Genomic DNA, 26506 nt, shown 5'->3' on the forward strand with positions numbered 1-26506 from the left:
CGACCGTCTCGCGGGTCCCGCCGCATCCGGGCGGGGCCTCGGCTCGATGCCGAGCCGGCGGTCGCGTCGCGGATTGGGCTGCGCGTCGTCCTCGTTCACGGGAACGGTGCGCGTGTTCGGTGCGTCTCCCGGCCATGCCCCCGAACGACCGCCATCCGGGGCGGGCGCGCGGCGGCGACGGTTCGGAGGCACGCCCGGTCGGGACGGTGACGATAAGCGATGAAGACACTCCTCGTCGGCGTGATCGGACATGTCGATCACGGCAAGACCGCGCTGGTGCGGGCGCTCACCGGCATCGAGACCGACCGGCTGAAGGAAGAGAAGGCCCGCGGCGTCTCGATCGTGCCGGGCTTCGCCCTCCTCGCGCCCGAGGGACGCGACGGGGAGATCGACCTCGTCGACCTGCCCGGCCACGAGCGCTTCGTCCGCGCGATGATCTCGGGCGCCACCGGCATGGGGGCGGTGCTGCTGGCGGTCGACGCCAACGAGGGCATCAAGCCCCAGACGATCGAGCACCTGGAGATCGCCCGGCTGATCGGCGTCCGCCGCGGCGTCGTCGCGCTCACGAAATCCGACCTCGTCGCGCCCGACGCCCTCGCCGAGCGGGCGGCCGAGGTCGCGGCGGTGGCCGCGCGGGCGGGCCTCGAGGCGCCTGCCGTCGTCGCGACCTCGACGCTGACCGGCGCCGGCCTTCCCGCCCTGTCCGAGGCGCTGGCGGCCCTCCTCGACGCGAGCCCGCCGCGGGCCGACGACGGCTTCCCCTACCTGCCGGTCGACCGGGTGTTCTCGCGGGCCGGCTTCGGCACGGTGGTCACCGGCACGCTCCGGCGCGGGCGCCTTTCCGTCGGCGACGCGGTCGCGATCGTGCCGGGCGGGCCGACGGCGACGGTGCGCGGGCTGCAGATCCACGGCCGCGCCGTCGCGACGGCCGAGCCCGGCCGCCGGACGGCGGTGGCCCTGCGCGGCGTCGGCCTGTCCGACCTGAGCCGGGGGCAGGCGCTCGCGCCGCCGGACCTCCTGGTGCCGTCGCGCTGGCTCGACGTGTCGCTCACCGCGAGCCCGGGCGGCGATCCGCTCCCCGGCGGCACGGCCCTGCGCCTGCTGTTCGGCACCAGCGAGGTCGCGGCCCGCCTGCGCCTCCTCGATCGCGACGCGCTGGAGCCCGGCGCGACGGCGCCGGCGCAGCTCCATCTCGACGCGGCGGTCACCGTGCCGGCGCGCGAGCCGTTCATCCTGCGCCGCGACTCGCCGGCGATCACTGTGGCCGGCGGCCGGGTGCTCGATCCCGACAGCCGCCGCCGCAAGCGTCACGACCCGCGCGTGCTCGCCGACCTCGCCGGGCTCGCCGGCGGCGGGCCGGCCGAGGCGCTGGCGATCCGCCTCGCGCAGGCCGGCGCGGCCGGCGCCGGCCTGCGCGACCTCGCCCGCGTCAGCGGCACGGCGCCGGACCGGGTGCGGGCGCTGCTGCCGGCGCTCGGCGCCCGCGAGGTCGGCGAGCGCATCCTCGGCGGCCCGGCCTTCGCGAGCCTTCGCGACGCGATCCTGGCGGTGCTCGCCGGCCACCATCGCGACCAGCCGATGGAGCACGGGCTGCCGGCCGAGCGCATCGTCAAGGCGCTCGGCCTCGCCGAGCCGGTCGCCGCCGCGGCCCTGCGCGACCTCGTCGCCACCGGCGACGTCGCGCAAGGCGGCGCCCTCTTCCGCCGCGCGGCGTTCAACCCGGCCCGCAACGAGAGCGAGGTCGCCCGGCGCCTGGAAGCCGTGTTCCGCCAGGCCGGGCTCAACCCGCCCGACGAGGCGGAGGCGATCGGGCGCGACGTGCGCCGCCGCGAGGCGCTGACCTACCTCGTCGGCGCCGGCACGGTGATCCGCGCCGTCGACCGGGTGCAGCGCCGCGCCGTGCTGTTCCACAAGGCGGCGGTGGAGGAGGCCCGGGCCAAGCTCCGCACCGCCTTCCCCGGGGCGACCCAGCCCGAATCCGGCTTCCTCGCCCGCGAGGCGGGGGCGGCCTTGGGCATCTCGCGGAAATTCTCGATCCCGCTGCTCGAGCACCTCGACGCCACCGGCTTCACCCGCCGGGCCGGCGACCGGCGGGTGATCGTCGGGTAGGCCTTCGCGGAGGCCGCCGTCTCAGCTGGCGATCGGAAGCGGCTGCGCGGCGGCGGCTCCGGCGATCGCGTCGGCGAGGTAGGCGGTGTCCTGCGCGATGCCGGAGAAGCGCCCCGAGCCCCAGGTCCAGAGCCAGGGCATGCCGACGACGTAGAGCCCGTCCTGGGCGGTGACGCCGCGGCGGTGCACCGGCAGGCCGCGGCCGTCGAGGATGTCGGCCTCGACGAAGCCGAAATCGGCACGGAACCCCGTCGCCCAGATCACGCTGCGGATTCCGGCCGTCGCGAGGTCGAGCACGGGCTCGAACGGGCCGGGCTGCCAGACGGGGGCGTAGTGCGCCTCCTCCGGGGCCGCGATGCCGGCTGCCGCGATGTGCCGGTCGATGGCGGCCTGGATGCCGACATGGACCGCGTCCGCCCCGTCGAGGTTCTTCGCAAGATCGTCGGCGAAGGCGAGGCGGGGGCCGTCGATGCCCGTCAGCCGCCCGTGCAGGCGCATGCCTTCCCGGGCGAAGCGGCGCAGGTCGATGTCGCGCCCGCCGTCGCGGCCGGTGAGGTAGTGGTTGGCCTTGCGCCGGACCTCGTCCTTCAGCGGATGCTTCTCGACCGTGAGGTCGTACTGGCCCATCTCGGCGAGCCAGTCGACGGCGTCGCGCCCGCGGTAGACCCGCGGGCAGCGCGGCGCCGAACCGGTGACGAGATGCACCGTCCGGCCGGCCAGGTGCAGGTCCTCCGCGATCTGGCAGCCGGACTGGCCGGAGCCGACGACGAGCACGGCCCCGTCCGGCATCTGCGCCGGGTTGCGGTAGGCCGAGGAATGGACCTGCCGCACCTCCGCCGGCAGGCCCGCGGCCATCGCCGGGATCGCCGGCAGGTGGTAGCCGCTGATCGCCAGCACCACCGCGTCGGCGGTGTGGACCCCCTCCCCCGTGGCGACGGCGAATCCCCCCTCGGGCCGCGGGCGGATCGCCGCGACGCCGACGCCCTCGCGCAGGGGCGCCGCGATGTGGCGGGCATAGGCCTCGATGTAGCCGACGATTTCCTCCCGCCGCATGAAGCCGTGCGGGTCCCGGCCGTCATGGGACGGCCCGTCGTAGGGGAAGTCCGGCAACCGGCACTGCCAGTTCGGGGTGACGAGGCAGAAGCTGTCCCAGCGCTGGGTCCGCCAAGTGTGCGCGATGCGGTTCTTCTCGAAGACCACGTGGCGGATGTCGCGGTTGGCGAGCTGCCGGCTCATCGCGAGCCCGGCCTGGCCGCCGCCGACGACGATCACGGGCCAGTGCGCGGGCGAATGGGTGTCCGGCTCGGGCTGGCGGCTCATGGCGCGTCTCCTGGTCTCTGGCGAAGGCCCGCCCGCGTGCGGGCGGAGCGAACGGTCATTCCTCGCGAACGGTCATTCCTCGAAGGCCTCGACGTGGACGGTGCCCGGCGCCTGCCGGCGCGCGCCCTCCTCGATCCGGGCGAGCTGCGCGAGCGCCCGGCCGCAGGGGAAGCCGTAGCGCTCGCGCACCCGTTCGCTCGCGATCCCGAGCGCGGTGCGGCTCAGCGCGACGAACTCAGCCAGCGGATAGTCCTGGCCGACCGCGAGGTGGTCCTTGATCACCAGGGAGGGCGAGTAGCAGGCCTCGCGGGCGCCGTCGGGCCAGCGGATGTGGAAGCGCATCTCAGGCATGGGACGTCTCCAAGCGCCGGCGCGCGCAGGCGGCGTAGGCCGGCAGGTGCCGCTCGGCGCAGAGCCGCCAGGGATGGGTCTTGGCGATCGCGAGCCCGGCCGGGATCAGGCGCGCCCGGACCTCCGGGTCGAGGGCGGCCTTCATCGCGCGGGTGATCGAGGCGGCGTTGTCGGGATCGACGAACAGGGCGTCGCGGGGCCCGAGATACTCGGTGAACGGCGCGCAGTCGGAGACGATCGCCGGGGTGCCGCTCGCCATCGCCTCGAGCACGCAGAGGCCGAACCCCTCGCTCAGCGACGGGAACACCAGGGCGTCGGCGCGGCGGTAGAGGGCCGGCATGACGGCCTGCGCCACCGGCCCGGTCTCGACCACCGCCTGCCCGGGCCCGACGGCGAGACCCGCCCGCGCCAGCGCGTCCCGGCAGCGGGCCCGGTAATCCGCGTGGTCAAGGAGCGAGGCGCCGCCCGCCACCACGAGCTGCGCCTCCGGGTGCGAGGCCCGGAACGCGGCGAACGCCGCGACGATGCCCAGCGTGTTCTTGCGCGCCTCGAAGCCGCCGACGGCGAGCAGCACTGGGCCGGTCCCGAGGCCGAAGCGCGCCGCGACCGCCGCGTCGTCGTCGGCCGGCTCGGGTGCGTAGGCGTCGGTGTCGATCCCGTTGCCGACGATCGTCGCCTCGGCCCCGTAATCGCTCGCGAGCACGCCCTTCCAGCCGGCGCTGACGCAGAGCAGCGCCTGCGCGTCCAGGATCGCCCGGTCCTGCCACTGTGCGAGCTGCGGATCGCTGAACGCGTCGACGTGGTGGACGGTGCGCACGAAGCCCGGGATCAGGCGGCGGCGGGCCAGGGTCGCGAGCGCGTTGCCGCCGATGCCGCAATGGGCGTGGAACAGGTCGAAGTCGCAGGCCGCCGGCGTCGCGAAATGGCGGAGGTAGTCGGCGATCCGCGCCCGGACGAGCTCGACCGTCGTCCCGGCCGCGGGCTTGGCCGCGACCGAGACGGTGGGGCAGCGCGCGGGGCGGAAGAAGCCGCCGCCGGTGGGGTCGGGGGCGTGCACGCTGGCCTCGTGCCCGAGCCCGCACAGCGCTTCCGCCAGCGCCAGGGCATGCACCACGCCGCCGCGCGGGTTGGTCGAATGCGTCAGGATCGCGATGCGCAGCTGCCGCGGCATGGGTTCACGCTTCCTCGCCGCGGGTCGCGCCGCAGCCGATCAGCGGCGAGCTGCCGAAATCCCACACCACCGCCTCCTCCGTCCCGCGCGCCACCCGCGCGACCCGGCTCGCGTCGAGGCTGCCGATCGCGGCGGCCGCGATCCCGCGTTCGGTGAAGCGCCCGACGACCGCGGGCACCTCGGCGGGGGCGGCCGCGACGAGGTAGCCGAAGCTCGGAAAGGCGGTGAGCCAGCGCTCCAGCGCGACGCCGTCGGGGATCGGGAGCCGGTCGAGGTCGATCCGGCCGCCGACGCCGGAGCATTCCATCAGCATCAGCGCGGTGCCGACGAGCCCGGCCATGCTGATGTCCTTGGCGGCCCGCGCCAGGCCGTCGGCCGCGAGCCCCGCCAGGATCGCGACGTCGCCGCGCAGGCGCTCCGGCGGCGCGCCGGTCGCGGCGTCCCAGTACGGATGGGGCTCGCGGAAGCGCCCGCGCAGGTCGATGCCGGCGATCAGCACGTCCCCCGGGGCGGCGTCGAAGCTGGTGAGCAGGCGCCGGCCGGCCCGGCCGAGGATCGCCACCGCGAGGTGCTCGGCGCCGTTGCGGGTGTTGGTGTGGCCGCCGACCACCGGCACGCCGTAGGCCTCGGCGCCGGCCCGCAGGCCCGCGAGCACCGGGTCGGCGTGGTCCTGGTCGCGGCTCCACAGGGCGTCGACCACCGCGACCGGCGTCCCGCCCATCGCCGCGATGTCGCTGACGTTGACCATCACGCCGCAGAATCCGGCGAAGTACGGGTCGGCGGCGACGAACCCGTCGAGGAAGCCCTCGATCGCCAGCAGGAGGTGGCCGTCGCCGTCGGGGATCGCGGCGCAGTCGTCCCCGGCCGGGACCGCGAGGCCGCGCGCGCCGAGCCGGCCGATCCCGAGCCTCCCGACGACCGCGTCGATGTCGCGCTTGTGCGCCAGCCCGCGGCTTTCGCGGACGGCGCGGGCGATGGCGTCGAGGCTGGGGGGCGCCGTCACGCGGCCGTCGCCGGCCGCCCGCGCGGCAGGGTGACGAGCCCGTGCTCGGGATCGTGCATCGGCGGGTAGTGGGCGAGGTCGGCCCGCATCAGCCGGTGCGGCCGGCCGTGCAGGTCGACCGCGCCGAGGTCGTCCCAGTGCAGGCCGGCGAACAGGGCGGCGTTGCCGGCCTGGACGTGGGCGAGGAAGCGCGTGCAGCCGCGGGCATGGGCCGAGGACACCGCGACCCGGATCAACCCGGCGCCGAGCGCCCCGACCCGGCGATGCCCGCGCTCGACGGCGAGCCGCGAGCCCCACCACTCGCCGGGCGTCTCCGGCGCCGCATGGATGCGGACGGTGCCGACGACCGCGTCCGGGTCGCCGCCGAGCGTCGACAGGGCGCAGATCGGGATCGCGTGCGCATCGAGCGCATCCGCGTCGCTTTCCGCGAAGAGGCCCTGCTCGGCGCAGAACACCGCGCGGCGCAGGCGCGCGCAGGCGCGCCGCTCCCAGGGGGCAGTGGCGAACTTCACCCGGAACAGGCTCGCGCGATACGGGGCGACCGGCTCGAACATCTCAAGGCCTCCGCTCGTAGGCGGAGAGCGCCGAGCAGGCGCCGCAGCGGCCGCAGCCGGCCTTGATGTCGGCCGAGCGGAGGTCGGCCCGCGCCAGCATCCCGGCCAGCGGCTTCAGGATCGCGTGCATGAAGTCGGGGGACGGGGCCGGGTGGCTTTCCAGCGGCGTGCCCGAGATCGGCACGAACGGCACCACGAACGGGTAGACCCCCAGCGCGACGAGCCGCTCGGCCATCCCGAGGATCGCCTCGGGCGCGTCGCCGAGGCCCGCGAGGATGTAGGTCGAGACCTGGCCCCGCCCGAACACCGGCACCGCGGCGGCGAAGGCCTCGAGATAGCGCTCCAGCGGGACGCTCGCCTTGCCGGGCATGATCCGGCTGCGGACCTCCGGCGTCACCGCCTCGAGGTGCATGCCCAGCGCGTCGATGCCCGAGGCCCGCATGCGGGTGAACCAGCGGTCGTCGTCGGGCGGCTCGCACTGCGCCTGGATCGGCAGGTCCACCGCGGCCTTCACCGCGAAGGCGCTCTCGCACAGGACCGCGGCGCCGCGGTCGGTGGCGTTCGGCGTGCCGGTGGTCATCACCATGTGCTTGACGCCGTCGAGCAGCACCGCGGCGCGGGCCACCTCGGCGAGCTGCTGCGGGCTCTTGTGCGCGACCGTGCGGCCGGCCGCCAGCGACTGGCCGATCGCGCAGAACTGGCAGGTCCTCGTGCGGCTCTGGTAGCGGATGCAGGTCTGCAGCACGGTGGTCGCGAGGACGTCGCGCCCGTGCAGCACCGCGATCTTGGAATACGGCACCCCGTCGAAGGTCTGGAGCGCGTAGAAGCGCGGCTTGTCCGGGAAGGTCACCCGCCCGACCACCGCGCCGTCGTGCTCGATCAGGCTGAACCCGTCCGGCCCCGGGCGCTGCACGAGGAAGGGCGATTCGAAGGCGGTGGCGGTGTGGACCGGCACCATCACCGTGCGGCCCGAGATCGTCATCGCCTTGTGGTCGGAGGGGCCGGCCCCGCCGCGCCGGCTCTGGACGCCGGGGCGGCTGTCAGCCAGCCGGACTCCGTAGGATTGCAGCGCGTTGATCAGCCGCTCGGTCGGAAGGCCGGGCGCCGCTGGGCCCGGAGCCGGGGAGGCCGGCGACGGGGCGGTCGAACCGGTCAGGAGCGGGCTGTCCATGGTCTGAACTCCGGGTCGTCGCGGGAAGGCGGTTCGTCGCGGGAGGCGTCGTCGTCACGGGAAGCGCCGGGCGCGCGTCGTGGTTGAGGCTGAGCAGCTCGGGCCGGGCGTAATGGCCGACCGAGTCCATCATCCGCTTGCGCTTGGTCACGAGCGCGAGGTCCATGTCGGCGATCACGAGCCCCTCGCCCGCGCGCAGGGGCTCGGCGAGCAGCCGCCCTTCCGGCGAGACGATCGCCGTGAAGCAGCCGCCGCGCATCGCGCCCCGCAAGCCCTCCTCCGGGCAGGCCTTGGCGATCTGGTCCTCGGAGAGCCATCCGGTGGCGTTGACCACGAAGCAGGCGGCTTCGAGCGCGTGGTGGCGGATGGTCACCTCCATCTGGTCGGCGAAGACCTGGCCGACCAGCGAGCCCGGGAACTGGGCCGCGTGGATCTCCTCGTGCTGGGCCATCAGGCAGTAGCGGGCGAGCGGGTTGTAGTGCTCCCAGCAGGCGAGCGCGCCGACGCGGCCGACGGCGGTGTCGACCACGGCGAGACCCGCCCCGTCGCCCTGCCCCCAGATCATGCGCTCGTGGTAGGTCGGCGTGATCTTGCGGCGCTTGAGCGCCAGGCTGCCGTCGGCGTCGAAGATCAACTGCGCGTTGTAGAGCGTGCCGTGGTCGCGCTCGTTGACGCCGAGCACGATCACCATGCCGTGGCGGCGGGCGGCGGCCGAGACCGCCTCGGTGACGGGGCCGGGCACCACGACCGCGTGCGCGTAGAGCCGCAGGTGCTCCGCCCCCTGCATCGCCGGCGGGCTGACGAAGGAGAAGTACGGGTAGTACGGCACGAAGGTCTCGGGGAAGACGACGAAGCGCGCCCCCTTCCCCGCCGCGTCCGCGACCGCGTTCAGCACGCGCTCCAGGGTGTTCTCGGGCCGGTCCAGGTCCGGCGCGATCTGGACCGCGGCGGCCCGGACGATGCGCGGCTCCGCCATTGTCCGCCTCCTCGCTCGTGATGGGTGCCGGCGGCCGGCCGCTCAGACGGTCCAGGTGTCGATGATCACGGCGTTGTCGCGCTTGTGCAGCAGCACGATGTCGAGGACGTCGGTCGGCGCGATCGGGCGGATGCCCTCGATCAGCGAGGGCTCGCCGTGGCCGTAGAGCGCCTGGAGCGCGAAGCGGCAGGCATAGACCTTGCCGCCCTCGGCGATGAACTTCGCGATCTGGTTGTTCATGTTGAGGTGGCCCGGGAACGCCTCGTCGCCGAGCGTCGGGAAGCCGCGCTGGATGCCCAGCGTCACGCCGGGGCCGTAGAGCAGCACCGAGGTGTCGAAGCCCTTGCGCTGGAGGCGCGTGGCCTGGAGCAGGTTCACGAAGCCGATCGAGCCCTCGAACGCGACGGTGTGGAAGGTCACCAGGGCCTTCTGCCCCGGCTCGGCCTTCACGTCCTCGAAGACCTTCTCCTCGTAATCGACGAAGTAATCGCCCTTCTTGTGCTTGTCGGTGCTGACGGCAGGCATCGGCCGCACTCCCTCTTGTGCATCGCGACCTGCGGCGGATCGAATGATCCCGGCCGCAGGTTCAATCGAGGATGGCAATCCCCGTGCCAGCGGGACGCCGACGACGTGCCGTTTCGGCGCCCGGTGCGGGATGCGGTCAATCATGCGGTCAATGGTCGATACGGCGCGATCGACGTCTGTTTGGAAACGGCGCCGAACGACGCGGCATCTGCCGATAAAATGGGCGCCATTATTGTGAATTCTCTGGCGAGTACTTGACCGGATTGACCGTATCGCTCGCGCGGTTCGCAGCGCTCGGGCGTACGGCACGCCGATTGCTCCCGATCAATCGACGATTGACTGCATCCTGACCGGTCGGGAGGCGAACATGAGCCGCGCGACGCCGAAATCACGCGTCTCCGGGGCGCCCGCTCCGGGATCGCGCCCGGAAGACGGCTGGTGCCCCGACCTGCGGCGCTTCGGCAAGCCGCACTACCTCGCCATCGTCGAGGCGATCGCCGAGGACGTCCGCACGGGAAAGCTCGCGGTCGCCGAGCGCCTGCCGCCGCAGCGGGTGCTCGCGGCCCGCCTCGCCCTGAACTTCACCACGGTGGCCCGCGGCTACGTGGAGGCGCAAGGCCGCGGCCTCGTCGAGTCGCGGGTCGGCCAGGGCACCTTCGTGTGCGATCCGGCGCGCAGCCTCCAGGCGCCCCGCCCGGCCCTGCCGCGCCGCCGCGGCGCGGTCGACTTCTCGATGAACCTGCCGCCCGAGCCCGACGACCCGCGGCTGCAGGCGCGGATGCGGGCCGGCGTCGCGGCGATCGCCGACGACCTGCCCAACCTCCTGCGCTACCAGGGCTTCGGCGGCACCGACGCCGACAAGGAGGCCGGCGGGCTCTGGCTCGCGCGGCGCGGGGTCGTCGCCGGCCACGACCGGCTCCTGCTCTGCCCCGGCGCGCACAGCGCCCTCGACGCGATCCTCGGCTCGGTGGCGCAGGCCGGCGACGTGCTCTGCACCGAGGCGCTGACCTATGCCGGCATCCGCTCGCTCGCGGCCCATCGCGGCCTGCGGCTCGTCGGCCTGCCGACGGACGCGGACGGGCTGGAGCCCGACGCCTTCGCGGCCGCCTGCACCCGGCTCGCGCCCAAGGCGCTCTACCTCAACCCGACGCTGCAGAACCCGACTACCCAGACGATCGGCCGGGGCCGGCGCGAGGCGATCCTCGCGGTGGCGCGCCGCTACGACGTGGCGATCGTCGAGGACGACGCCTACGGCTTCGTCTGCCCGGACCCGCCCCCGAGCTTCCAGCAGCTGGCCCCCGAGATCACCTACTACGTCGCCGGCCTCGCCAAGTGCCTCGGGGCCGGGCTGCGCCTCGCCTACTGCGTCGCGCCGAGCGCCCGCGCGGCGCTGCCGCTGGCCTCGACCCTGCGCGCGGCGACCGTGATGGCCTCGCCGCTCACCACGGCGCTCGCCACGCGCTGGATCCTCGACGGCACCGGCGAGGCGGTGCTCGGCTTCGTCCGCGCCGAGTCGCAGGCGCGCCAGGCCATCGCCGCCCGCCTGCTGCCGGGGGAGCTGGTCCGCTCCGATCCGAACGGCTTCCATCTCTGGATGCGGCTGCCCGAGGGCTGGACCCGCTCGGCCTTCGCCAGCCAGGGCCGCGCCGCCGGGCTCGGCGTCGTCGCGAGCGACGCCTTCTGCGCCGCGGGCCCCGCCCCCGAGGCGGTGCGGATTTGCCTCGGCGGCGTCGGCGCCCGCGCCGAGGTCGCCCAGGCGCTCGAGGTGCTGGCTCACGCGCTCGGGCGCGCGCCGACGCTCGCCTCCGCCTACATCTGAGCGCCTGCCCGACCCCGTCGCGAGCCGCCGGTGCGGCGTCGCGTGCCGGAACTCGCCGGCGCCTGCTGCCATTCCGCTCCTATCCCGAGGCCGCGCGACCCCGCGCGATGCCCTTCGCTCACGCTTCTCCGGACGGACCTTCATGCAGCATCTTCGACGCGACCTCGCCGCGGCCGCCCTCCTCGTCCTCGGGACCGCCGCGGGCCATGCCCAGGGCAAGCCCCTGCCCGCGCCGTCGAGCGCCGTGATGCCGCCGGTCGAGCTGACGATCACCGCCGAGGGCGGCAAGCCGGTCTGCGCGCCGGCGGAGCTGCGCCTGCCCGCCAACACCGACGTCGCGCTGCACGTGGTCAGCCACGCCGACACGCCGGTGACGATCACAGCGGCGGGGCTGTTCGAGAACGGCCACGTGCTCCATGCCGACGGCGACCTCGTCCACGTGGCGAGCGAGAAGGGCTACCTGATCAAGCGGGACGGCCAGGGCACCCTGCGCGTGCGGACGCTCGAGGCCGGCGACCACGACTTCGCCTGCACCAGCACGGCCAACAAGAACGCGCCGTTCGTGGGCAAGCTCGTGCTCACGCCGCCGGCGAACTGATCGGCGAAGCCGACGAGCCGCGGCGCGGGCGTCCGAACAGGTATCACCGGAATTCAGCCTTAATTTTGCGTTACGAATTCAATCGGAATTCAACAGGTGTTGCAGACGGGACCTTTCGGTCGGCCCCGTAGGATCGTATTCGGATCCCGCAAGCCCGAACGCTCCGATGGTGCCCGTGCCGAACACCGCGTCCGCCCGCCGCGTCACGAAACCCCTGCGGGGACTGATTCGCGGCGTCGCCCTGCTCACCGGGTTGTTCGTCCTGCCGAGCGCGGTGCTCGCCTACGCCGACCTCCTCCCGGCCCCGTTCGATTTCGGCCTCGGCGATGCGGTCGCCGAGATCGACCTGCCGCACGTCGCCCGGCAGATCGCCATCGGCGCACCGCTGCGCATCGTCGCCTTCGGCTCGTCCTCGACCGAGGGCATCGGCGCCAGCACGCCGGCCAACGCCTATCCCGCCCGCCTGCAGGCGGATCTCCGCGCCGCCCTGCCGAGCGTCGCCGCGAGCATCACGGTGCTGAACCGCGGCATCGGCGGCGAGCACGTCGACGACATGCTGCGCCGGCTCGAGCGGGACGTGATCGCCGCCGAGCCGCAGCTCGTGATCTGGCAGACCGGCAGCAACGACCCGCTGCGCGGCGTCACCATCGAGCATTTCCGCGAGGCGACGGTCAGCGCCGTGCGCCGGATGCAGGAGGCCGGCATCGACGTCGTGCTGATGGAGCCGCAATGGTGCCCGAAGCTCGACGCCACCCCCGGCTCCGACCGCTTCCGCGACGCGGTGCGCGAGATCGGCGACGCGCTCGACGTGCCGGTGATCCGCCGCGCCGACCTGATGCGCGGCTGGATCCGCGACGGCAAGCTGACCCACAGCCAGCTCTTCTCCGCCGACGGCCTGCACATGGCCGACCGCGGCTACGCCATGCTCGCCAAGGCCGCCGCCGCCGCGATCATCGAGGATGCCGGCCGCGTCCAGGTCACCGAGGCGGTCGCCGAGTAGCGCCCGGCTCAGCGCTTCGGCCCGTCCGTCGGCTTGTCCGCCCGATCCCACTGCGCCTTCGCCTCGGCCGCCGGCTTCGTCAGCAGCACCTTGCCGTCCACCGTGCCGATCCACGCGATCGGCACGGCGTGATGGCGTCCGCCGGCATCCCGGTCGGTCTCGGCCAGGACGATGGTGCCGTTCTCGACCTTGTCGACGGTGCCGACATGCGCCCCGTCGGCGCCGACCACCTCCATGTGCTCGGCGATGCGGGCGGCGCCCGCCGCCGGCGTGGTCTGCGCCACGGCCGCGGGCGCGAGCAGGATCGCCGCGGCGCAGGCGAAAGCGCGGCACCCGACGGTCTGCAAACGGTTCGGCATGGGCGATCTCCCTCGCGGCGCCGCGGCCGGCGTCCCTGCCAACCGCCCGGGGCCCCGCCCGTTTCCCCGCGCCGGGCCGGCCGCTGGCCCGCGGCTTGCGCATGCCCTATCGCGGCGTGAGCCTTCGCATGGCAGGCCTTGGTGTCGCCGGCCGCTCCCGGCCGAGGCCCGAGGCGGCGGCCCCGACACGGGCTCGTCGCGCAAGCGTGTCACGCCGCACGGCGCAGGAACCGGCACGGTTCCGTACGGACGAGGTGGGGATGGACGGCCCGGAACGTATCGCGATCCTCGGCGCGCCGACGGAGGTCGGCACCAGCGAGCCCGGCTCCGTGATGGGCCCGGCCGCCCTGCGCACCGCGGGCCTCATCCGCACCCTGCGCGACCTCGGCCACGCGGTGGCCGACCATGGCGATGCGGTGCCCGACGGGCCGGCCGACGCGGTCGGCAGGCCCGCGGTCGCGGCCTGGACCCGGGTGCTCGCCCGCCAGGTCGAGGCCGCCCTCGACGCGGGCGACCTGCCCGTGGTCGTCGGCGGGGATCACAGCCTGTCGCTCGGGACCGTCGAGGGGGCGATGCGCCACTGCGCGCGGACCGGCCGGCCGCTCTTCGTGCTCTGGCTCGACGCGCATGCCGACTTCAACACCCCGGAGACCTCGCCTTCGGGGAACCTGCACGGCATGCCGCTGGCGGCGCTCTGCGGCGAGCCGGGCCTGTCCGACCTGTTCGCCGACCCCGACCGCCCGGCCCTCGACCCGACCCGCGTCCACCTGTTCGGCCTGCGCTCGATCGATGCCGGCGAGCGAGCCCTCGTGGCCGCGCGCAACGTCGAGGTCACCGACATGCGCCACATCGACGAGTTCGGCGTCGTGGCGCCGCTCCGGCGCAGCCTGGAGCGGGTCGCCGAGGCCTCGGGCCACCTCCATGTCAGCTTCGACATCGACTTCCTCGATCCCGGCCTCGCGCCGGCCGTCGGCACCACGGTGCCCGGCGGGGCGACGTTCCGCGAGGCGCACCTGATCATGGAGATGCTGCACGATTCCGGCCTCGTCGGCTCGCTCGACGTGGTCGAGCTCAACCCGTTCCTCGACGAGCGCGGCCGCAGCGCCCGCGTGCTGGTGGAACTGGTCGCGAGCCTGTTCGGCCGCCGCATCCTCGACCGCCCGACCCCGATCGCCGCCGTGCGTGCGCCCGCGACGCGCGGATGAGCGACCGGCTCGCCGTTTCGGACCGGACCGACGCCGTCTCGCCCGAGACCGCGCCGGCGCGCCAGCGCTCGGTCGGCCGGGTGATGCTGCGCGTCGCCGCCGACGGCGCCGGCACGGCGACGCGGATCGCGGACCTCGCCGAATCCGGCCCCTCGCGCCTGCGCTTCCCGCGCGCGCATGGGGGCGCCGCGGAGGCGATCCTGGTCAACACCGCCGGCGGGATCGCCTGCGGCGACGACTTCGCGGTCTCGCTCGCGCTCGAGGCCGGGGCCGGCCTCGTCCTCACCACGACCGCGGCGGAGAAGATCTACCGCTCGGACGGGCCGGTGAGCCAAATCGCGAACCGCGTCGCCCTCGGCCCGGGGGCCCGGCTGGCCTGGCTGCCGCAGGAGACGATCGTGTTCGACCGCGCCCGCCTGCGGCGGCGCTTCGAGGCCGATCTCGCCCCCGATGCCGGGCTCCTGGTGTTCGAGGCCGTGGCCTTCGGCCGGGCCGCCCGCGGCGAGCGGGTGGAGGCGGGGCTGTTCGAGGACGTCTGGCGCATCCGGCGGGGCGGCCGCCTCGTCTACGCCGACAGCCTGCGCCTCGACGGACCGATCGCCGCCCGCCTCGCGCGGCCCGCGATCGGCGGCGGCGCCAGGGCCTGCGCGACGGTGCTCGACCTCTCCCCCGGGGCGGAGGCGCGCCTGGACGAGGCCCGGGGCCTGCTGGCGGAATGCGGCGCGAACGCCGGCTCGGGGGTCGAGGCCGGCGCGAGCGCCTGGAACGGCCACCTCGCGATCCGCCTCCTCGCCACCGATCTCGGGCCGCTGCGCGCCGTCGCCGCCCGCCTGCTCGTCCGCTACCGCGGCGTGGCGCTGCCGCGGGTGTGGCAGGCCTGAGGGCTCGGTGGCTTTCGACGGCCGGCGGTCCTTCGAAAGCGCGAATGCCCGACGATCCTGCGGAGATACGGCCTCGCGCCCGTTGCTCAGCGCCCGCCTCGTCTGCTAGAGACCCCTCACCCCGCGCCGGCCGCCCGGCACGGGATCTTGCGGGCGCCCCGTTTCGACGGCCGCGCCGGAGCGACGAGGCCTCGTGGCGGAGTGGTTACGCAGAGGACTGCAAATCCTTGCACCCCGGTTCGATTCCGGGCGAGGCCTCCACGTCACGTCCCTCCCATCTACTTTTCCTTGACCCATCCCCGGCGATCGATCGCAGGCGTTGCGCGTCCTCCGGCATCGCGACGCGAAGCCTGCGCCTCGTGGCGCGGCCGCCTCGTGGCCCCGGCGCAACGCTGTTGCCGAGGTTCCATTCGCGCCGCCCGAGGCAGCCCGCGCGAAATGCAAAACATCCACCCGAGGCCCTTGCGCGCCGTACCGACGCTGTGTAGATCACCCCCCGTGATCCCCGATAGCTCAGTTGGTAGAGCAGGCGACTGTTAATCGCCTTGTCGCAGGTTCGAGTCCTGCTCGGGGAGCCATCACTTCTCCAAGCCATTTTTCGGATTGATCTTTTCGCTCCGAACCCCGCACCGGTTCAGGAGAAGCGGAGATGGACATTCGAGCTGCTGCCCTCTCTGCGACCCGCTCGGCGAGTTTCGCTCGGTCGGCTCCGCGCAGGTAGGTCGCGCTCGCGGCTCCCCTCAGCCCATCCGAACCAGGCGTTCAATTCGGCCTCCGTGGCGCCCTCCTCCGCCGCGCGCCCGCCTTGCGCAGACCGTGCGCTGCGCCAGCTCGCAGCATCACTCCGAACCGCGGCGCATATGGCGGACCGGGCGGTCATCGCCGCCTTCCTCGAGGACGCGGCGACGACCATGGCCGCTCACAACCCGCTGTCTCGAACGAGCGCGGGCGCTCGGCGCCACTGGACCGGGCGGCAGCGAGAATTCGCATCGGCGGCCGCCGATGCCCACGGTGGGCCGGAGGCTCGGTTCGATGCCCTGCCACCTCACGGCAGTTGATACGGTCAGGTCGGATCTTCGGTCAGGTCTTTGAACTCGTCCTTGAGGCAAGCATGCACGCGCCTGAGCCATAGTTGAGCTTCAGCCTCTTCAGCCTTGGCGGCCTCTGCCTGCTTCTCTGCAAGCTTCGCCCTGGCTTCCGACAGCCGAGCCAGTTCCTCAGCCCTCTCGGCACGTGCGATGGCCGCGGCCGCTGAAGCTTCGGCAGCCTCGGCGCGCCGTTCGGCCTCTTCGGTCTGCTTGAGGCTACGGCGAATGATCGACTGAGACTGGCGGGACACCTCCTGCGCGAAATCGCGTGCCCGGCGCACGCGGTCTCCAACGTCGCGGATCAGGTCGAGCGCGGCAGGCCAGTCGGTTTCGCCAGGACCGACATCCGCAAGCCGTGGCGGTGAGATGCCCGGCTCCACGAAGAGGGGTACGATCTTGCTGTTGGAAGGCAGCCCGGCCGCCAGCTCGGAGCTGCTGCGCCAAGCATCGTCGGCCGGGATATCACGTCCGGCCGGGCGGACGGTGATTGCAGGACGCTGAGCTGAGTTCGGCATCACGCAGTTCTCTTCACATCCGGCTCAAGGGTGAACTCGCTCGCGATCGTGTCGTAGACGCGTGTGAGCCACTCCTCCGCGATCCGCGCTCGCTCTTCGGCCGCCTTTACCCTCTCGTCGGCCAGCTTCAGCATGGCGTCGGCACGGCTCTGAATTTCAGCGGTGCGCGCCTCAGCGACTCGGACCCGCTCGGCGGCGTTGCGGACATCTTCGCGGACGCGGTCAAGCACCTCCTGGACGCGCAGCTCCTGTTCTTGAGCCTGCGCCTCGACCTCGCGGGCGTGATTGGCCGCATGCCGAACCCGCTCGATCAGCTTCGACCAATCCTGTGGCGAGGAACGACGGGTGGGAGCGCCTCCACCACCGATGTCGTCGAGAGGCCCGACCAACCTCAACACGTTGGCCAGGTGGGTGTCGGTCGAGGAGGTCACATTCGTAGGCGCTTCGAGTTCGGAGGGGCTCTCCCAGGGGTATCGCTTGCTCGGACCCGTCATGACGCTTTCATTTCGCCTGGCTTCGTTCCGGAACCGCTATCCCGGGCTCACGGTGTGAGCATGTCCAAGAAGCCTAAAATATACTGATGTGTCTACCTGGCGCGCTTCTTATTGCCTTTAATCGATATCGCTTCCGCGCGGCGGTTCTTTATTGAGAGACCGTTGTGGCGGTTGAAACACAACATGCCGAGGAGCGCTGACATATGTAGCGTCAGATGCTCGATAACCTCGGCGCTCAGATCTGCCACCGTTGCCGGAAGCCCGCTCGCTCTCGGGGGTATGGACTCCCGACACGGGCGTCGCACAAACAGCCGCTGGCACCCAACCCCTCGTGCTCCCCCGCTACTCCCAGTCGGCGGCCGATCCTTCGGCAGCCGCTCCAGGAACGTGGCCGGGGCCTTCCAGCCAACCTCCGCGCCGTTCGGATCGCCCCGATCCGGCGGCACGTAGCGACCGCGGTTGTCCTTCAGGCGCCGTCCCTCGCGAGAGGCATCGGCGTGGCTCCGTTGAATGGAGCCCCTACGATCCGGCCGGCGTATGAAAGTCGAAATGGCGTGCGCGGTCAGCGGTCGAAAATAATTTTCGGCAGCCGCTGACGGAATCGGGTTGCACCTGACCCTGTCGGCCCGTGTACGCACTGGGTCCGCCCAACGTCGGGTCACGAGGGTGCGAGAGCAGGTTGTCGGCTGGAATGTAGGCGGCGGCCCTGCTCGAAGGGGCAAACAGGACCGTCGCAACAGATCGAGCGACCTGCTGGCCGCGGATGCGGCGGCGTCCACGGTGGATCAGATGGGTTGCTGAGGGATGAGCGACGAGACGACGACGCTGGTCCTAGCGCTCGCGACCGAGAACGCGGAATTGCGCGCGGCGCTCGCCGAGGCTCAGGAACTCTTAATCGAGACCGCCGTCGATGCCGGCGAGATGCATGCCCGTGTCGAGGAATTGCAGATGGAGTTGGCCGTGGCACGTGCGGACCGTGATGCCTGGATGATCCGCGCGAGGCGGCAGGCCTGATGATCGACCCCTATACCTGCCAGCCACGCGATACGGAATTTCGGACCCTGCTGGGAGCGCTCGACGACAACCTGCGGACGCGCACCATCCACAACCTGGCCAGGCTTCGCGTCGATCGCGAGGGCGGCGAGGGTACGTATCGGGACATGCTGGCCCTGATCGCCGCCGGGGGCACCGGCGCGCTCGCGGCCCAGCGTGCCCTGGACCGTGTCCACGAGAGAGCCGAGAGGAACCTCTCGGACGTCCTGGCGGCCTTAGCAGAGGCCAGCGCCACCTGACGGCTCGGGACGGATTTGCCGACCGCGAATGCGGCGCAGACCACAGCCGGCAGATCGATGGCCGCCGAGCTATCCAGACCGCTGTTCCTACCCGATCGACGGGCGCGAGCTGTCGGCCATGGTCCGGTTCCGGCGTGCCGGCGGCGCCTGCGAGGGCTGCGGACGACCGCATGGGCACATGGTCTCCCACCTGGGCGACGGGCGGTGGCGGAATGCCGAGGTTGGCGCCTGGCGTGACGGGAAGGGCAAGAGCCTCACCGTGCTGCCGCGTGAACCACGACCGGCCCGAGCATCAGCGGCGGCGAACGCCGTTCCGGCGCCGTGCGCTGGGCGACCTATTCGGTGGCACCGAACTGCGCCCACGGGCCAGCCAGGCGCCCGACTGCAGCGCCCTCGAAGCGGATCCCTTCGGCAGTCAGTCAGGGTGTGAACTTTGGGGGTAACGCGCGTAGTGCGACCCAGGAAAGCCAGGCCGAGACAGCAGGGCTGTTTGCCCACCAGGGACTTACGTGAAAGCGTGCGGATGGCGGGGCGCGCCTCATGATGCGAGGGCGTGATTGGATCAGAATAGAGGGATTGCAGGTGTGTCTTAGTCGCTACAGCAACTGCGCGGGAAAAGGGTATCTAGCAGTCAACTAGGCACACCGATCGGCACCCGACATATGAACAAGATCCTTACGTCCCTCGCAGCCTTCACGGCTCTCACCGCTGCCGCGTCCGCCGCCGACCTTCCGCGTCGCGCCCCGCCGCCGGTGTTCACCCCGGTTCCGGTGTTCACCTGGACGGGCGCCTACTTCGGTATCAATGCCGGCTACGGCTTTGATGCCAACGACAACCGCGGCGCCACCGTCGTCGGTGTCTCGCCGCAGAACGCGATCTTCGCCGGCCCGGCCGGTGGTAACCGCGCTGGCGTGCTCGCCTTCGGCGGCAGCCGCGGCAACGATGGCTTCACCGGCGGTGGCCAGGTCGGCTACAACTACCAGTTCACCCCGGGCTCGGGCGTCGTGATCGGCATCGAGGCCGACGCGCAGTACGTCGACTTCGGCCAGAACCGCAACCGCTTCTCGTCGGCCACCGTCGCTGGCGGCGGCATCCTGCCCGGCAACCTGATCTACAACCCGTCGGGCCTCTCCAGCCTCGACTACTTCGGCACCGTGCGCGGTCGCCTCGGCTACGCCTTCGACCGCACCCTCGTGTACGGCACCGGCGGCTTCGCCTACGGCAGCGGCGGCGGCCGTGACTTCGGCTCGGGCGTGTCCCGCAACGACTTCCAGACCGGCTGGGCCGCCGGCGCCGGCGTCGAGTACGCCCTGCCGACCGACTCGTTCCTGAACTTCTTCCGCTCCTCGGCCGTGACGCTGAAGGTGGAAGGCCTGTACGTGAACCTCGACCAGGGCGGCCGCAACAACGGCGCCTTCGCCTCCAACTCGACCGGCACCGTGACCCTGACCTCGCCGGGCGTGACCGTCGTGCAGAGCGGCCTGAACCGCAACAACAGCACCGAGTTCGCCGTCGTGCGCGCCGGCCTGAACTACAAGTTCGGCTCGTACTAGGACCTGCCGGATCCGCCGCGGCTCGCCCAGAGCCGCGGTTCGGTTGGATGGGTCGGTCGATCAAACAACGCCCCAGGAGAAACCTCCTGGGGCGTTTGTCGTTTTCCGAACCCGACCGTCTAAAAATCGGGGCAAGAAACAAAAAAGCGCGCCTTTTGGGGCGCGCTTGAGTTGTTTAATTCTAGATGGACTGGAACGAATTCTATTCTATCCGAAGTCGGATCGAACGCAATAGGTGTGGTATAGCTTTTGCCGGGCTTCAAAGGTTATCCCCGCTCACCGCTGCGCTGTAGTCCGATCCGCCGCTTTCCAATGCCCCATCTGCTGCTGCCGCATCGCCGGCAATGCATGAGTAGGGCGGGAAGCTGTACCGCATCCCAGCCGAGGCCGTGGCGACCTACGAGACCGACAGCAGGTTCAAGGCGCGGAGACCATAACGGCGTCAGGTCACGGCTGGCCCTGACGCGTCCCGGTGCGACTTGAAATCCGGCGAGCGTAGTGTCGGACAGGCGACGTGGCGGGGAATGCGCTGACGGGCGCAATGGTAGGAGGGGCTTTCGATGCAGCCATTCCGGCCGCCGGTGCCGCCGCTTCTGGGCTCCTAAACCGTCTGACCGGCTCCGCCTCTCCCGAGGTCGCAACCCTCGCCCGCACGGCGCGAGCCCGCTTTGGCATACCGATCCGAGCCGGGCGGATCCGCGACGCCTTGGATGGTGCTTAACGTGCCCTCGATCGCGCGATTGCGTGTCGAGAACAGTCCCGGCTCCCGGGCCGGCGCCCCGTTCTCATTCGCGGGACGATCGTTCGGCGCCATTCCGTCCACGCGGCCCGGCAATCTCGCCGCGGCAAGCACCTCCTACGATCCACGTCGAGGACTGGCAGGCAGGGATCGCCGATGGCCTCCGGCATCGTCACGAACGGCATGCTCTGCGTCACCGGCCCGGAACTGACGGCGGACGAGTGGACGGCGCGGCCCTGACTCCGCGTCGAGATCGGGTTGCGACCGCCCTAGAGCAGCCCAACCCCATCGAGGACACCAACCATCGCGAAGGCGATCGTGAGGCCGGATACGACGTAGACCACCCATTTGTAGGTGCCTTCGACCCGCCGGTCTGGCGGCAAGGCACGGGTGGCGAGCAGGATGAGGAAGCCGAGGGCCAGCGGCAGCAGGAGCGCGTTCATCACTTCTACGGCGACGTTGAGCGCTACAAGGTTCGGTACGAGCTGCACTCCGATCGCACCGGCGACCACAACTAAGGTGAAGGCGCCGTAGAAAACTGGTGCCTGACGCGGCGACAGGGTGAGGGAGTGCGCCCGGCCCGTCAGGTCGCCGAAGCCCCACGCGAGCGACAGTGCGACGACGTTGAGTGCCACGAACGCCGCTGCGATGATGCCGACCCCAAAGGCGACGTGTCCGAGCCATGGGCCCAGCGCCGGTGTGAAGGCATCTGCTAGTTGGCCGACCGTATCGAGCCCTTGGGCTGTTCCGCGGCCGCCCTTCCCGATGGTGGCGGCCGCCGCGATCAGGATCGCCCCCATCACGCATTGCGAGATGATCGCACCGACGAGGGTATCCAGGCGCGAGTCGCGTGCGTGTTGCCAGCCAAGGCCCTTATCGACGATCGCCGACTGCTGGTAGAAGATCATCCATGGCATGATGACTGCGCCGATATTGGCTGCGATGAGAACCCGGAAGCCGCCGTCGTTTAGCGGTATGTGCGCGAACGAGGCCAGGATTTCGCCTGGGTCAGGTTTGGCCGCAATAGCGAGTCCGATGAACACGAGTTCGAACAAGCCGACGGCGATGGCTACCACCTCGACACGCCGGTAGCCCCCGGTGAACACCAGCCACAGCAGGATCGCCACCGGTAAACCAAGGCTGACGATCCGCGGCACACCGAACAGGTCACCGATGCCGGCGATCCCCGAGAACTCGGTGACGATGGCTCCGATACCAGCCACGACGAGACCGCCAAATGAAATCCAGGCCCAAGCGGGTCCGAAATGCTCTCGGATTAGCGCGCCGTGACCACGGCCTGTCGCCGTGCCGAGGCGGACGGTGAGTTCCTGAACGATGTAGAGGATCGGCACGAGCAGGAGTTGCAGCAGAAGCAGGGAATAGCCCCAACGCGCTCCGCTCTGCGCGGCGGTGATCAGGCTCCCGACATCGGTGTCGGCGAGCATCACGACAAGACCGGGTCCTGCGGCCTTGAGAAACGCGGATATGCGGGGCAGGTAAGCGGTGTCGGGCACGGCATTGCAACCGGAACGGTCAAGGCGGGTTCCGAGCGTCCCAGTAAACCATGGTGCGTCACAGAAACCCGCTCCCCCAGGGCCCCTTGAGCGCGTTCGCCCGGCCGATGCAGCCGACGACCATTCGCGGATCGCGGTGCCCGGATGATCCCCTGATCTGGATGAGATCAGCGCACCGGAAGCGACGTTCAGCCTTCAACCCAGCATGTCGAGGGTCTGGAGCCACGCATGACACAGGGTGGGCCAGACGCTTGCGGGCGTGCCCGGCTCCCCAATGCCGAAACCATGGCCGCCCTTGCTGAAGCGGTGGAACTCGACCGGGACGCTCATGTGCCGACAGGCCGTGTCGAGGATGCGGCTGTTCTCCGGACTGATCACGGGATCGTCGTCGGTCTGCACGAGGAAGAGCGGCGGGCAGCCCGGACGCAACTGTGTCTGGAGCGACCAGGCGGTCCGCGCTTCGGGCTTCGGCTGCTCGCCGACGAGGTTCCGCCGGGTGCCCGTGTTGTCGTAAGGCGGCTCCAGCGTGACGACCGGATAGATCAGGGCCGCGAAGTCGGGACGGGCCAACTGCCGATCGATCTCGTCCACCGGCGCGTAGGTGCGTAGGCCGGCACGCATCGCGAGCGTGCCGGCGAGATGTCCGCCCGCCGAGAAGCCGACGACCCCCATCCGCTTCCGGTCGAGCCCCATCGCCTCCGCCCGAGAGCGCATCGTCCGCATGGCCCGTTGCGCGTCCTGCAGGGGAACCAAGGTGCCGTCGGCCCAGCCCTCGTTGGGTAGGCGGTAGGTGAGGACGAAGGCCGTCACCCCGATGTCGGTCAGCCAGCCTGCGGCCGGATAGGCCTCCTTGACCAGGCCGATGCGTCGATAACCGCCGCCGCCGACGACAAGTGCCGCGGCACCGTTCGGCTTGGGCGGAATGAAGATGTCCAGCAGGGGCTCGGATATGTTGAAGGCGGCCCCATCGATCTCGGCCTGTTGGGTCCCCATCGGGCCGCCCCCACCCGGTGGGGCGCTGGGCCAAAGCCGCAAGCGCTCGGACCGTGGCTGAGCGCAAACGCTGGTTGCGATCGCGCTCGCGCCGGCAGCGAGGATCAAGGAGCGGCGGTCGAGCATGGTGATCCAGCGCGGCGAGGTGGAGCCTTGCAAGCAAGACCCATACAGCGGTGAAGCGAAATCATCCGGGGACGTTTCGGAGTGAGGCGCCGGGAGCTGCTGTAGCAGGTCCAGCCTCATGGGAACCCGCTTCCCGAGTGCGCCCTATCCGGCATCGGCTGCGGCGCTATCTCAGACTGACTACTCGCGGTTCGCAGCGGTCATAGCGCGAGCGACAACTTCCCGTAGGGCTGTCTGTCCATCCACGAGGAACCAAGCTCGCAACGCATCCGTGGTCTCGGGCCTGTCGTCCACCCGCTCGCGGAACAGGTCGCTGTAACGTGCGAGTTCACGTTCAAGGAATGTGTCAAGGTAGCTCGGCCCTTTCGCTTTGGCGAGGTCGAGAAGGGCGTCATCGAGGACGCGACGCATCATCTCTCCGACCATGGCTGAGACGTAGATGGCTTCAGGACTGCCTTGCTCGGGCTCTTTCAATCCGGTCTCCGTAAGGGTGGGGGATGGCGAGCCTGTGCCCGCCAGCTGAGGCGCCGTGCAATCGCATCGGCGCCTGCCTGAAGCCTTTAGCCCTCATTCGCCTTGAAGTCGCCCCACGAGGATCGCCCGAGGCTCGGCCTCTTCATCCGGCTCCCGCTCGCCGAGCAGCGCGGCAATTCTAGCCACCCACGGTGCCCAACACCGTCGTTCGATCGTTGCAGAGGAACCGGCGCCCGATGGCGGTCTTGAAGGGAGCGAGCGCTCATCGCGCGCATCCCAGACGCTGTCGCCTAGGCTGCTGCAGAGCGCCTTCCGGCTGTTGCTGAAACTTGAAGGGACCTACCATGGCCGACACGAACGCCTCCCAGGGGCAGCGCCTCCACGAGACCCAGAACGGCACCAAGTCCAACGCGAAGCAGGTCTCGACCGACGCGCTCAACGCCCGGCTCGCGGACGGCATCGACTTGGCGCTGGCGGTCAAGCAGGCCCACTGGAACCTGAAGGGTCCGCAGTTCATCGGCATCCACCTGATGCTGGATGGGTTCCGTACCGAACTCGACGATTACAACGACAAGGTTGCCGAGCGCATCACGCAGCTCGGCGGCACGGCGCGGGGCACGGCGACCGCGGTGGCCGCTGGCTCGCAGCTCGCACCGTATCCGCTCGACGCCTATCGGATCGCAGACCATCTTGCGGCGCTGATCGATCGCTATGCGGTCTATGCGAACGCCGTCCGCCAGAACATCGACGACACCGACGAGGCGGGCGATGCCGGCACGGCGGACCTCTTCACTGAGGTCTCGCGCGGCGTCGATAAGCAGCTCTGGTTCCTCGAAGCTCATGTCCAGGAGCCAACTGGCGCGATGCGCGATGGTGATCACGACGGCAAGCGCTGAGGCGCGATACGGCCATTCGGCTGACGCCGGCACGAGAGCCAAGATCACATCCCTCAGATGAGGGATGTGATCTTGGCGGTCTCGACACACCGATGCCGGGCGGCTTCGTGCCGGGTCGATGGTCCTGCCCGTGTCCGGTGCGCCGAGGAAGCGGTGAGAGCACGATGTTCGCTCTCAGCCTGATCTGCCTCTCGGCGGGAGCTACATTCGCCAGTGTCGCTCCGCAGCGACTCGCGCGGCAGGCCACGTTCGAGAGCATGGGGGGCTGCCCGATTGTCGGCGGCCCCTGCCTGCCTGATGCTGGGCTGCCGCTGTGCCGCTGAGCGAAGCGCCAACGCGCCTGCCTTACCGTCCCGCCATGACCTCAAGCCGCGCCAGCGGCAGCCAGACTGTTGCCCCGGCCGCCCCAAGGGAGAGGCGCGAACGGGATCACCGCGCGCCCGGCCGCGACCGGCAGCACGCCGTCAGAGGCGATGGCAGGCATCCGTGCGGCTACGAGAGCCAGGAAGGCACCGAGAAACGGTGCGGCGGGCGAGGTCGGCCATCCGCGCGTCTCGCTCCGTTCGGCAGCGACGAGGCGTCAGCGGCGGGCAAGGCCGAGCGCCCAGGCATGGGCCCCGCGCTGATCGGTCTCGCCGGCCGCGGATCCGGTGCCGGTAGGAGGCACCAAGGCGGAGGCAGACCGCGTGATCCTGCCGGGCGTGCAGCAGGCGGACGGCGGGGGAGCGGATCCGGTCGGAGGCCATCGGTCCGACCTCGATGCGCGCGGTCGGCGCGGGAGGACCTTGGCGGCGGCCCGGGCGCCCGCGAGCGCATAGGACATGCACATGCCCCAGGCGTCGCCAGTCACTTCCATGCGGGCCTGAGCCGAACGGATCGCGGCGCGCTTGATGGCGGAGCGGTCGAAGGTGCCGTCGCGGTTGACCGGCGGGGCGACGGTGGCGGCGAAGCGCTCGGCGCTTTCGGTCGAGACGACGACGGCAGCCCTGGGAACGCCTGTCCGAGGTCTCCCGCCTTGCCGGCCTCCTTGCCGATCAGGTGCTGGACGCGCAGATCATGAGTCGGCCAGTCCCGGAGCAACATATCCGGGCGCTACTCAGCGCAGCCTTCCTGCTGGACGAGCACGACCTTCCGCTTCCTTCGCTGCCGCAGCAGATCGCCCACGGGGCGAAACGCGGAGCCGACCGATGCCAGGAGCCTTCGAGCGTGCGGGTCTGAAGTTCATCTCCGAAATCGGAGGTGGTTCCGGCAGCCGGTTCCATGAGGAGAAGGCGCGGAGCTGGACGAAAATCACTGCCCGGATCAGCTCGCCAGCAGGAACGAGGCTGGCCGAAGGGACGGAACGAACGGCCGCGCCGAGCCGAGCCGCATTCAAATGTTTCGCGTCTCATGGCTCGAACATGCGTATCTCGCGCTTTGAGCCCTAACCCCAATCCTGGCTGTCCAGCGTGCACGCGCCATTGGCGACGCTTGCGATGGCCGACATCGCGGCGTCGAGGGAGGCGTGCGCGCGTTTCACAGTCACGAGAAGGCCCGCCTCATCCGGCTGGATCTGGAAATCGTCGGTATCCTTCGGCCTTGTGATCTTGCCGAGGCTCCGTCCCAGCCGATCTTTGAGATCCCATGCCTTGCCGGCCGGCCCTGTCGGTGTGAGAACGACATCCATTCATCTGATCCTTAAGAGCGGGGAAGGTCGCTCCAAAGCCCTACAATTTCGGTCGAAGGCCTCAGGCAATTCAGGAGCAGGACCACATCGCGACCAATCAGGTCTGCGCTGTCG

25 protein-coding genes and 2 tRNA genes are annotated in these 26506 nt (G+C 71.1%); 12 read left to right on the forward strand and 15 right to left on the reverse strand.

What is annotated here, in order from left to right; genetic code table 11:
- Window positions 1-219 precede the first annotated feature (219 nt).
- Window positions 220-2109 carry a SelB C-terminal domain-containing protein gene (locus ACFZ8E_RS13670; protein WP_244030706.1) on the forward strand — a complete coding sequence of 630 codons (1890 nt, stop codon included), beginning with the start codon at window positions 220-222 and terminating at the stop codon, window positions 2107-2109.
- Between the two features lie 21 nt (window positions 2110-2130).
- On the opposite strand, the gene ACFZ8E_RS13675 is transcribed toward ACFZ8E_RS13670, so the two are convergent.
- The 8 genes from ACFZ8E_RS13675 to ACFZ8E_RS13710 form a co-directional block, all read right to left on the reverse strand.
- Window positions 2131-3429, reverse strand: coding sequence for an MSMEG_0569 family flavin-dependent oxidoreductase (locus tag ACFZ8E_RS13675; RefSeq protein WP_243945942.1), 1299 nt, complete (start codon window positions 3427-3429; stop codon window positions 2131-2133).
- A 72-nt stretch (window positions 3430-3501) separates the two neighbouring features.
- Complete coding sequence (locus tag ACFZ8E_RS13680) at window positions 3502-3780, reverse strand: MSMEG_0570 family nitrogen starvation response protein (RefSeq protein WP_147729117.1); 279 nt, start codon at window positions 3778-3780, stop codon at window positions 3502-3504.
- Window positions 3773-4951 (reverse strand): MSMEG_0565 family glycosyltransferase, encoded by a 1179-nt coding sequence (locus ACFZ8E_RS13685; protein ID WP_405042977.1) that lies wholly within the window; start codon window positions 4949-4951, stop codon window positions 3773-3775. Before ACFZ8E_RS13685 ends, ACFZ8E_RS13680 begins: the two co-directional genes overlap by 8 nt.
- A gap of 4 nt (window positions 4952-4955) precedes the next feature.
- A complete protein-coding gene (locus tag ACFZ8E_RS13690; RefSeq protein ID WP_405042978.1) occupies window positions 4956-5954 on the reverse strand; it encodes a sll0787 family AIR synthase-like protein in 999 nt (332 codons plus the stop codon).
- Window positions 5951-6508 carry an MSMEG_0567/Sll0786 family nitrogen starvation N-acetyltransferase gene (locus tag ACFZ8E_RS13695; RefSeq protein WP_243945947.1) on the reverse strand — a complete coding sequence of 186 codons (558 nt, stop codon included), beginning with the start codon at window positions 6506-6508 and terminating at the stop codon, window positions 5951-5953. The genes ACFZ8E_RS13690 and ACFZ8E_RS13695 overlap by 4 nt, the downstream gene beginning before the upstream one ends.
- A 1-nt stretch (window position 6509) precedes the next feature.
- Window positions 6510-7664 carry an MSMEG_0568 family radical SAM protein gene (locus tag ACFZ8E_RS13700; RefSeq protein WP_243985162.1) on the reverse strand — a complete coding sequence of 385 codons (1155 nt, stop codon included), beginning with the start codon at window positions 7662-7664 and terminating at the stop codon, window positions 6510-6512.
- The gene (locus tag ACFZ8E_RS13705) at window positions 7549-8655 is read right to left on the reverse strand and encodes a Nit6803 family nitrilase (RefSeq protein WP_405042979.1); all 1107 of its coding nucleotides are present in this window, start codon (window positions 8653-8655) and stop codon (window positions 7549-7551) included. Before ACFZ8E_RS13705 ends, ACFZ8E_RS13700 begins: the two co-directional genes overlap by 116 nt.
- A 42-nt stretch (window positions 8656-8697) precedes the next feature.
- The gene (locus ACFZ8E_RS13710; RefSeq protein WP_147729031.1) at window positions 8698-9180 is read right to left on the reverse strand and encodes an MSMEG_0572/Sll0783 family nitrogen starvation response protein; all 483 of its coding nucleotides are present in this window, start codon (window positions 9178-9180) and stop codon (window positions 8698-8700) included.
- Between the two features lie 367 nt (window positions 9181-9547).
- Here ACFZ8E_RS13710 and ACFZ8E_RS13715 point away from each other — a divergent pair, with 367 nt between their 5' ends.
- The 3 genes from ACFZ8E_RS13715 to ACFZ8E_RS13725 all read left to right on the forward strand — a co-directional run bounded on the left by ACFZ8E_RS13715 (window position 9548) and on the right by ACFZ8E_RS13725 (window position 12597).
- Window positions 9548-10999, forward strand: coding sequence for a PLP-dependent aminotransferase family protein (locus tag ACFZ8E_RS13715; protein WP_405042980.1), 1452 nt, complete (start codon window positions 9548-9550; stop codon window positions 10997-10999).
- 142 nt (window positions 11000-11141) lie between these two features.
- On the forward strand, window positions 11142-11597 hold the full coding sequence (locus ACFZ8E_RS13720) for an anaerobic typically selenocysteine-containing protein (RefSeq protein ID WP_147729670.1): 456 nt from the start codon (window positions 11142-11144) through the stop codon (window positions 11595-11597).
- Window positions 11598-11772: 175 nt separating this feature from the next.
- Window positions 11773-12597, forward strand: coding sequence for an SGNH/GDSL hydrolase family protein (locus ACFZ8E_RS13725; RefSeq protein WP_405042981.1), 825 nt, complete (start codon window positions 11773-11775; stop codon window positions 12595-12597).
- Between the two features lie 8 nt (window positions 12598-12605).
- On the opposite strand, the gene ACFZ8E_RS13730 is transcribed toward ACFZ8E_RS13725, so the two are convergent.
- The gene (locus ACFZ8E_RS13730) at window positions 12606-12956 is read right to left on the reverse strand and encodes a DUF2171 domain-containing protein (RefSeq protein ID WP_243985147.1); all 351 of its coding nucleotides are present in this window, start codon (window positions 12954-12956) and stop codon (window positions 12606-12608) included.
- Between the two features lie 260 nt (window positions 12957-13216).
- Between ACFZ8E_RS13730 and rocF the strand changes: the two genes are divergently transcribed.
- The 4 genes from rocF (at window position 13217) to ACFZ8E_RS13750 (ending at window position 15620) form a co-directional block, all read left to right on the forward strand.
- Entirely contained in the window at window positions 13217-14161 is a 945-nt protein-coding gene (gene rocF, locus ACFZ8E_RS13735; protein ID WP_405042982.1) for an arginase, read from the forward strand.
- Window positions 14158-15042, forward strand: a complete 885-nt coding sequence (locus ACFZ8E_RS13740) for an urease accessory protein UreD (RefSeq protein ID WP_147843661.1) — start codon at window positions 14158-14160, stop codon at window positions 15040-15042. Before rocF ends, ACFZ8E_RS13740 begins: the two co-directional genes overlap by 4 nt.
- Window positions 15043-15229: 187 nt before the next feature.
- A tRNA-Cys gene (locus tag ACFZ8E_RS13745) sits at window positions 15230-15303 on the forward strand.
- Window positions 15304-15544: 241 nt separating this feature from the next.
- A tRNA-Asn gene (locus ACFZ8E_RS13750) sits at window positions 15545-15620 on the forward strand.
- A gap of 485 nt (window positions 15621-16105) precedes the next feature.
- Here the strand turns inward: ACFZ8E_RS13750 and ACFZ8E_RS13755 are convergent.
- Window positions 16106-16645, reverse strand: coding sequence for a hypothetical protein (locus ACFZ8E_RS13755; protein WP_243935153.1), 540 nt, complete (start codon window positions 16643-16645; stop codon window positions 16106-16108).
- Window positions 16645-17139, reverse strand: coding sequence for a hypothetical protein (locus ACFZ8E_RS13760; RefSeq protein ID WP_187274893.1), 495 nt, complete (start codon window positions 17137-17139; stop codon window positions 16645-16647). Before ACFZ8E_RS13760 ends, ACFZ8E_RS13755 begins: the two co-directional genes overlap by 1 nt.
- 804 nt (window positions 17140-17943) lie before the next feature.
- On the opposite strand from ACFZ8E_RS13760, the gene ACFZ8E_RS13765 reads away from it, so the two are divergent.
- The 3 genes from ACFZ8E_RS13765 (at window position 17944) to ACFZ8E_RS13775 (ending at window position 19984) form a co-directional block, all read left to right on the forward strand.
- A complete protein-coding gene (locus ACFZ8E_RS13765) occupies window positions 17944-18153 on the forward strand; it encodes a hypothetical protein (protein WP_405042983.1) in 210 nt (69 codons plus the stop codon).
- Entirely contained in the window at window positions 18153-18431 is a 279-nt protein-coding gene (locus ACFZ8E_RS13770) for a hypothetical protein (protein ID WP_243933848.1), read from the forward strand. Before ACFZ8E_RS13765 ends, ACFZ8E_RS13770 begins: the two co-directional genes overlap by 1 nt.
- A gap of 662 nt (window positions 18432-19093) precedes the next feature.
- On the forward strand, window positions 19094-19984 hold the full coding sequence (locus ACFZ8E_RS13775; RefSeq protein WP_405042985.1) for an outer membrane protein: 891 nt from the start codon (window positions 19094-19096) through the stop codon (window positions 19982-19984).
- A gap of 1008 nt (window positions 19985-20992) precedes the next feature.
- On the opposite strand, the gene ACFZ8E_RS13780 is transcribed toward ACFZ8E_RS13775, so the two are convergent.
- The 3 genes from ACFZ8E_RS13780 to ACFZ8E_RS13790 form a co-directional block, all read right to left on the reverse strand.
- Window positions 20993-22237, reverse strand: coding sequence for an NRAMP family divalent metal transporter (locus ACFZ8E_RS13780; RefSeq protein ID WP_243932681.1), 1245 nt, complete (start codon window positions 22235-22237; stop codon window positions 20993-20995).
- 195 nt (window positions 22238-22432) lie between these two features.
- A complete protein-coding gene (locus tag ACFZ8E_RS13785; RefSeq protein ID WP_405042986.1) occupies window positions 22433-23356 on the reverse strand; it encodes an alpha/beta hydrolase in 924 nt (307 codons plus the stop codon).
- Window positions 23357-23536: 180 nt separating this feature from the next.
- Window positions 23537-23830 (reverse strand): hypothetical protein, encoded by a 294-nt coding sequence (locus tag ACFZ8E_RS13790; protein ID WP_147726442.1) that lies wholly within the window; start codon window positions 23828-23830, stop codon window positions 23537-23539.
- A gap of 344 nt (window positions 23831-24174) precedes the next feature.
- Here ACFZ8E_RS13790 and dps point away from each other — a divergent pair, with 344 nt between their 5' ends.
- Complete coding sequence (gene dps / locus ACFZ8E_RS13795; RefSeq protein ID WP_147726444.1) at window positions 24175-24726, forward strand: DNA starvation/stationary phase protection protein Dps; 552 nt, start codon at window positions 24175-24177, stop codon at window positions 24724-24726.
- Window positions 24727-26149: 1423 nt separating this feature from the next.
- On the opposite strand, the gene ACFZ8E_RS13800 is transcribed toward dps, so the two are convergent.
- The gene (locus tag ACFZ8E_RS13800; RefSeq protein WP_147841696.1) at window positions 26150-26392 is read right to left on the reverse strand and encodes a hypothetical protein; all 243 of its coding nucleotides are present in this window, start codon (window positions 26390-26392) and stop codon (window positions 26150-26152) included.
- Between the last annotated feature and the right edge of the window lie 114 nt (window positions 26393-26506).

The sequence above is a fragment of the Methylobacterium sp. HMF5984 genome (genome assembly GCF_045033435.1).
GTDB lineage: Bacteria > Pseudomonadota > Alphaproteobacteria > Rhizobiales > Beijerinckiaceae > Methylobacterium.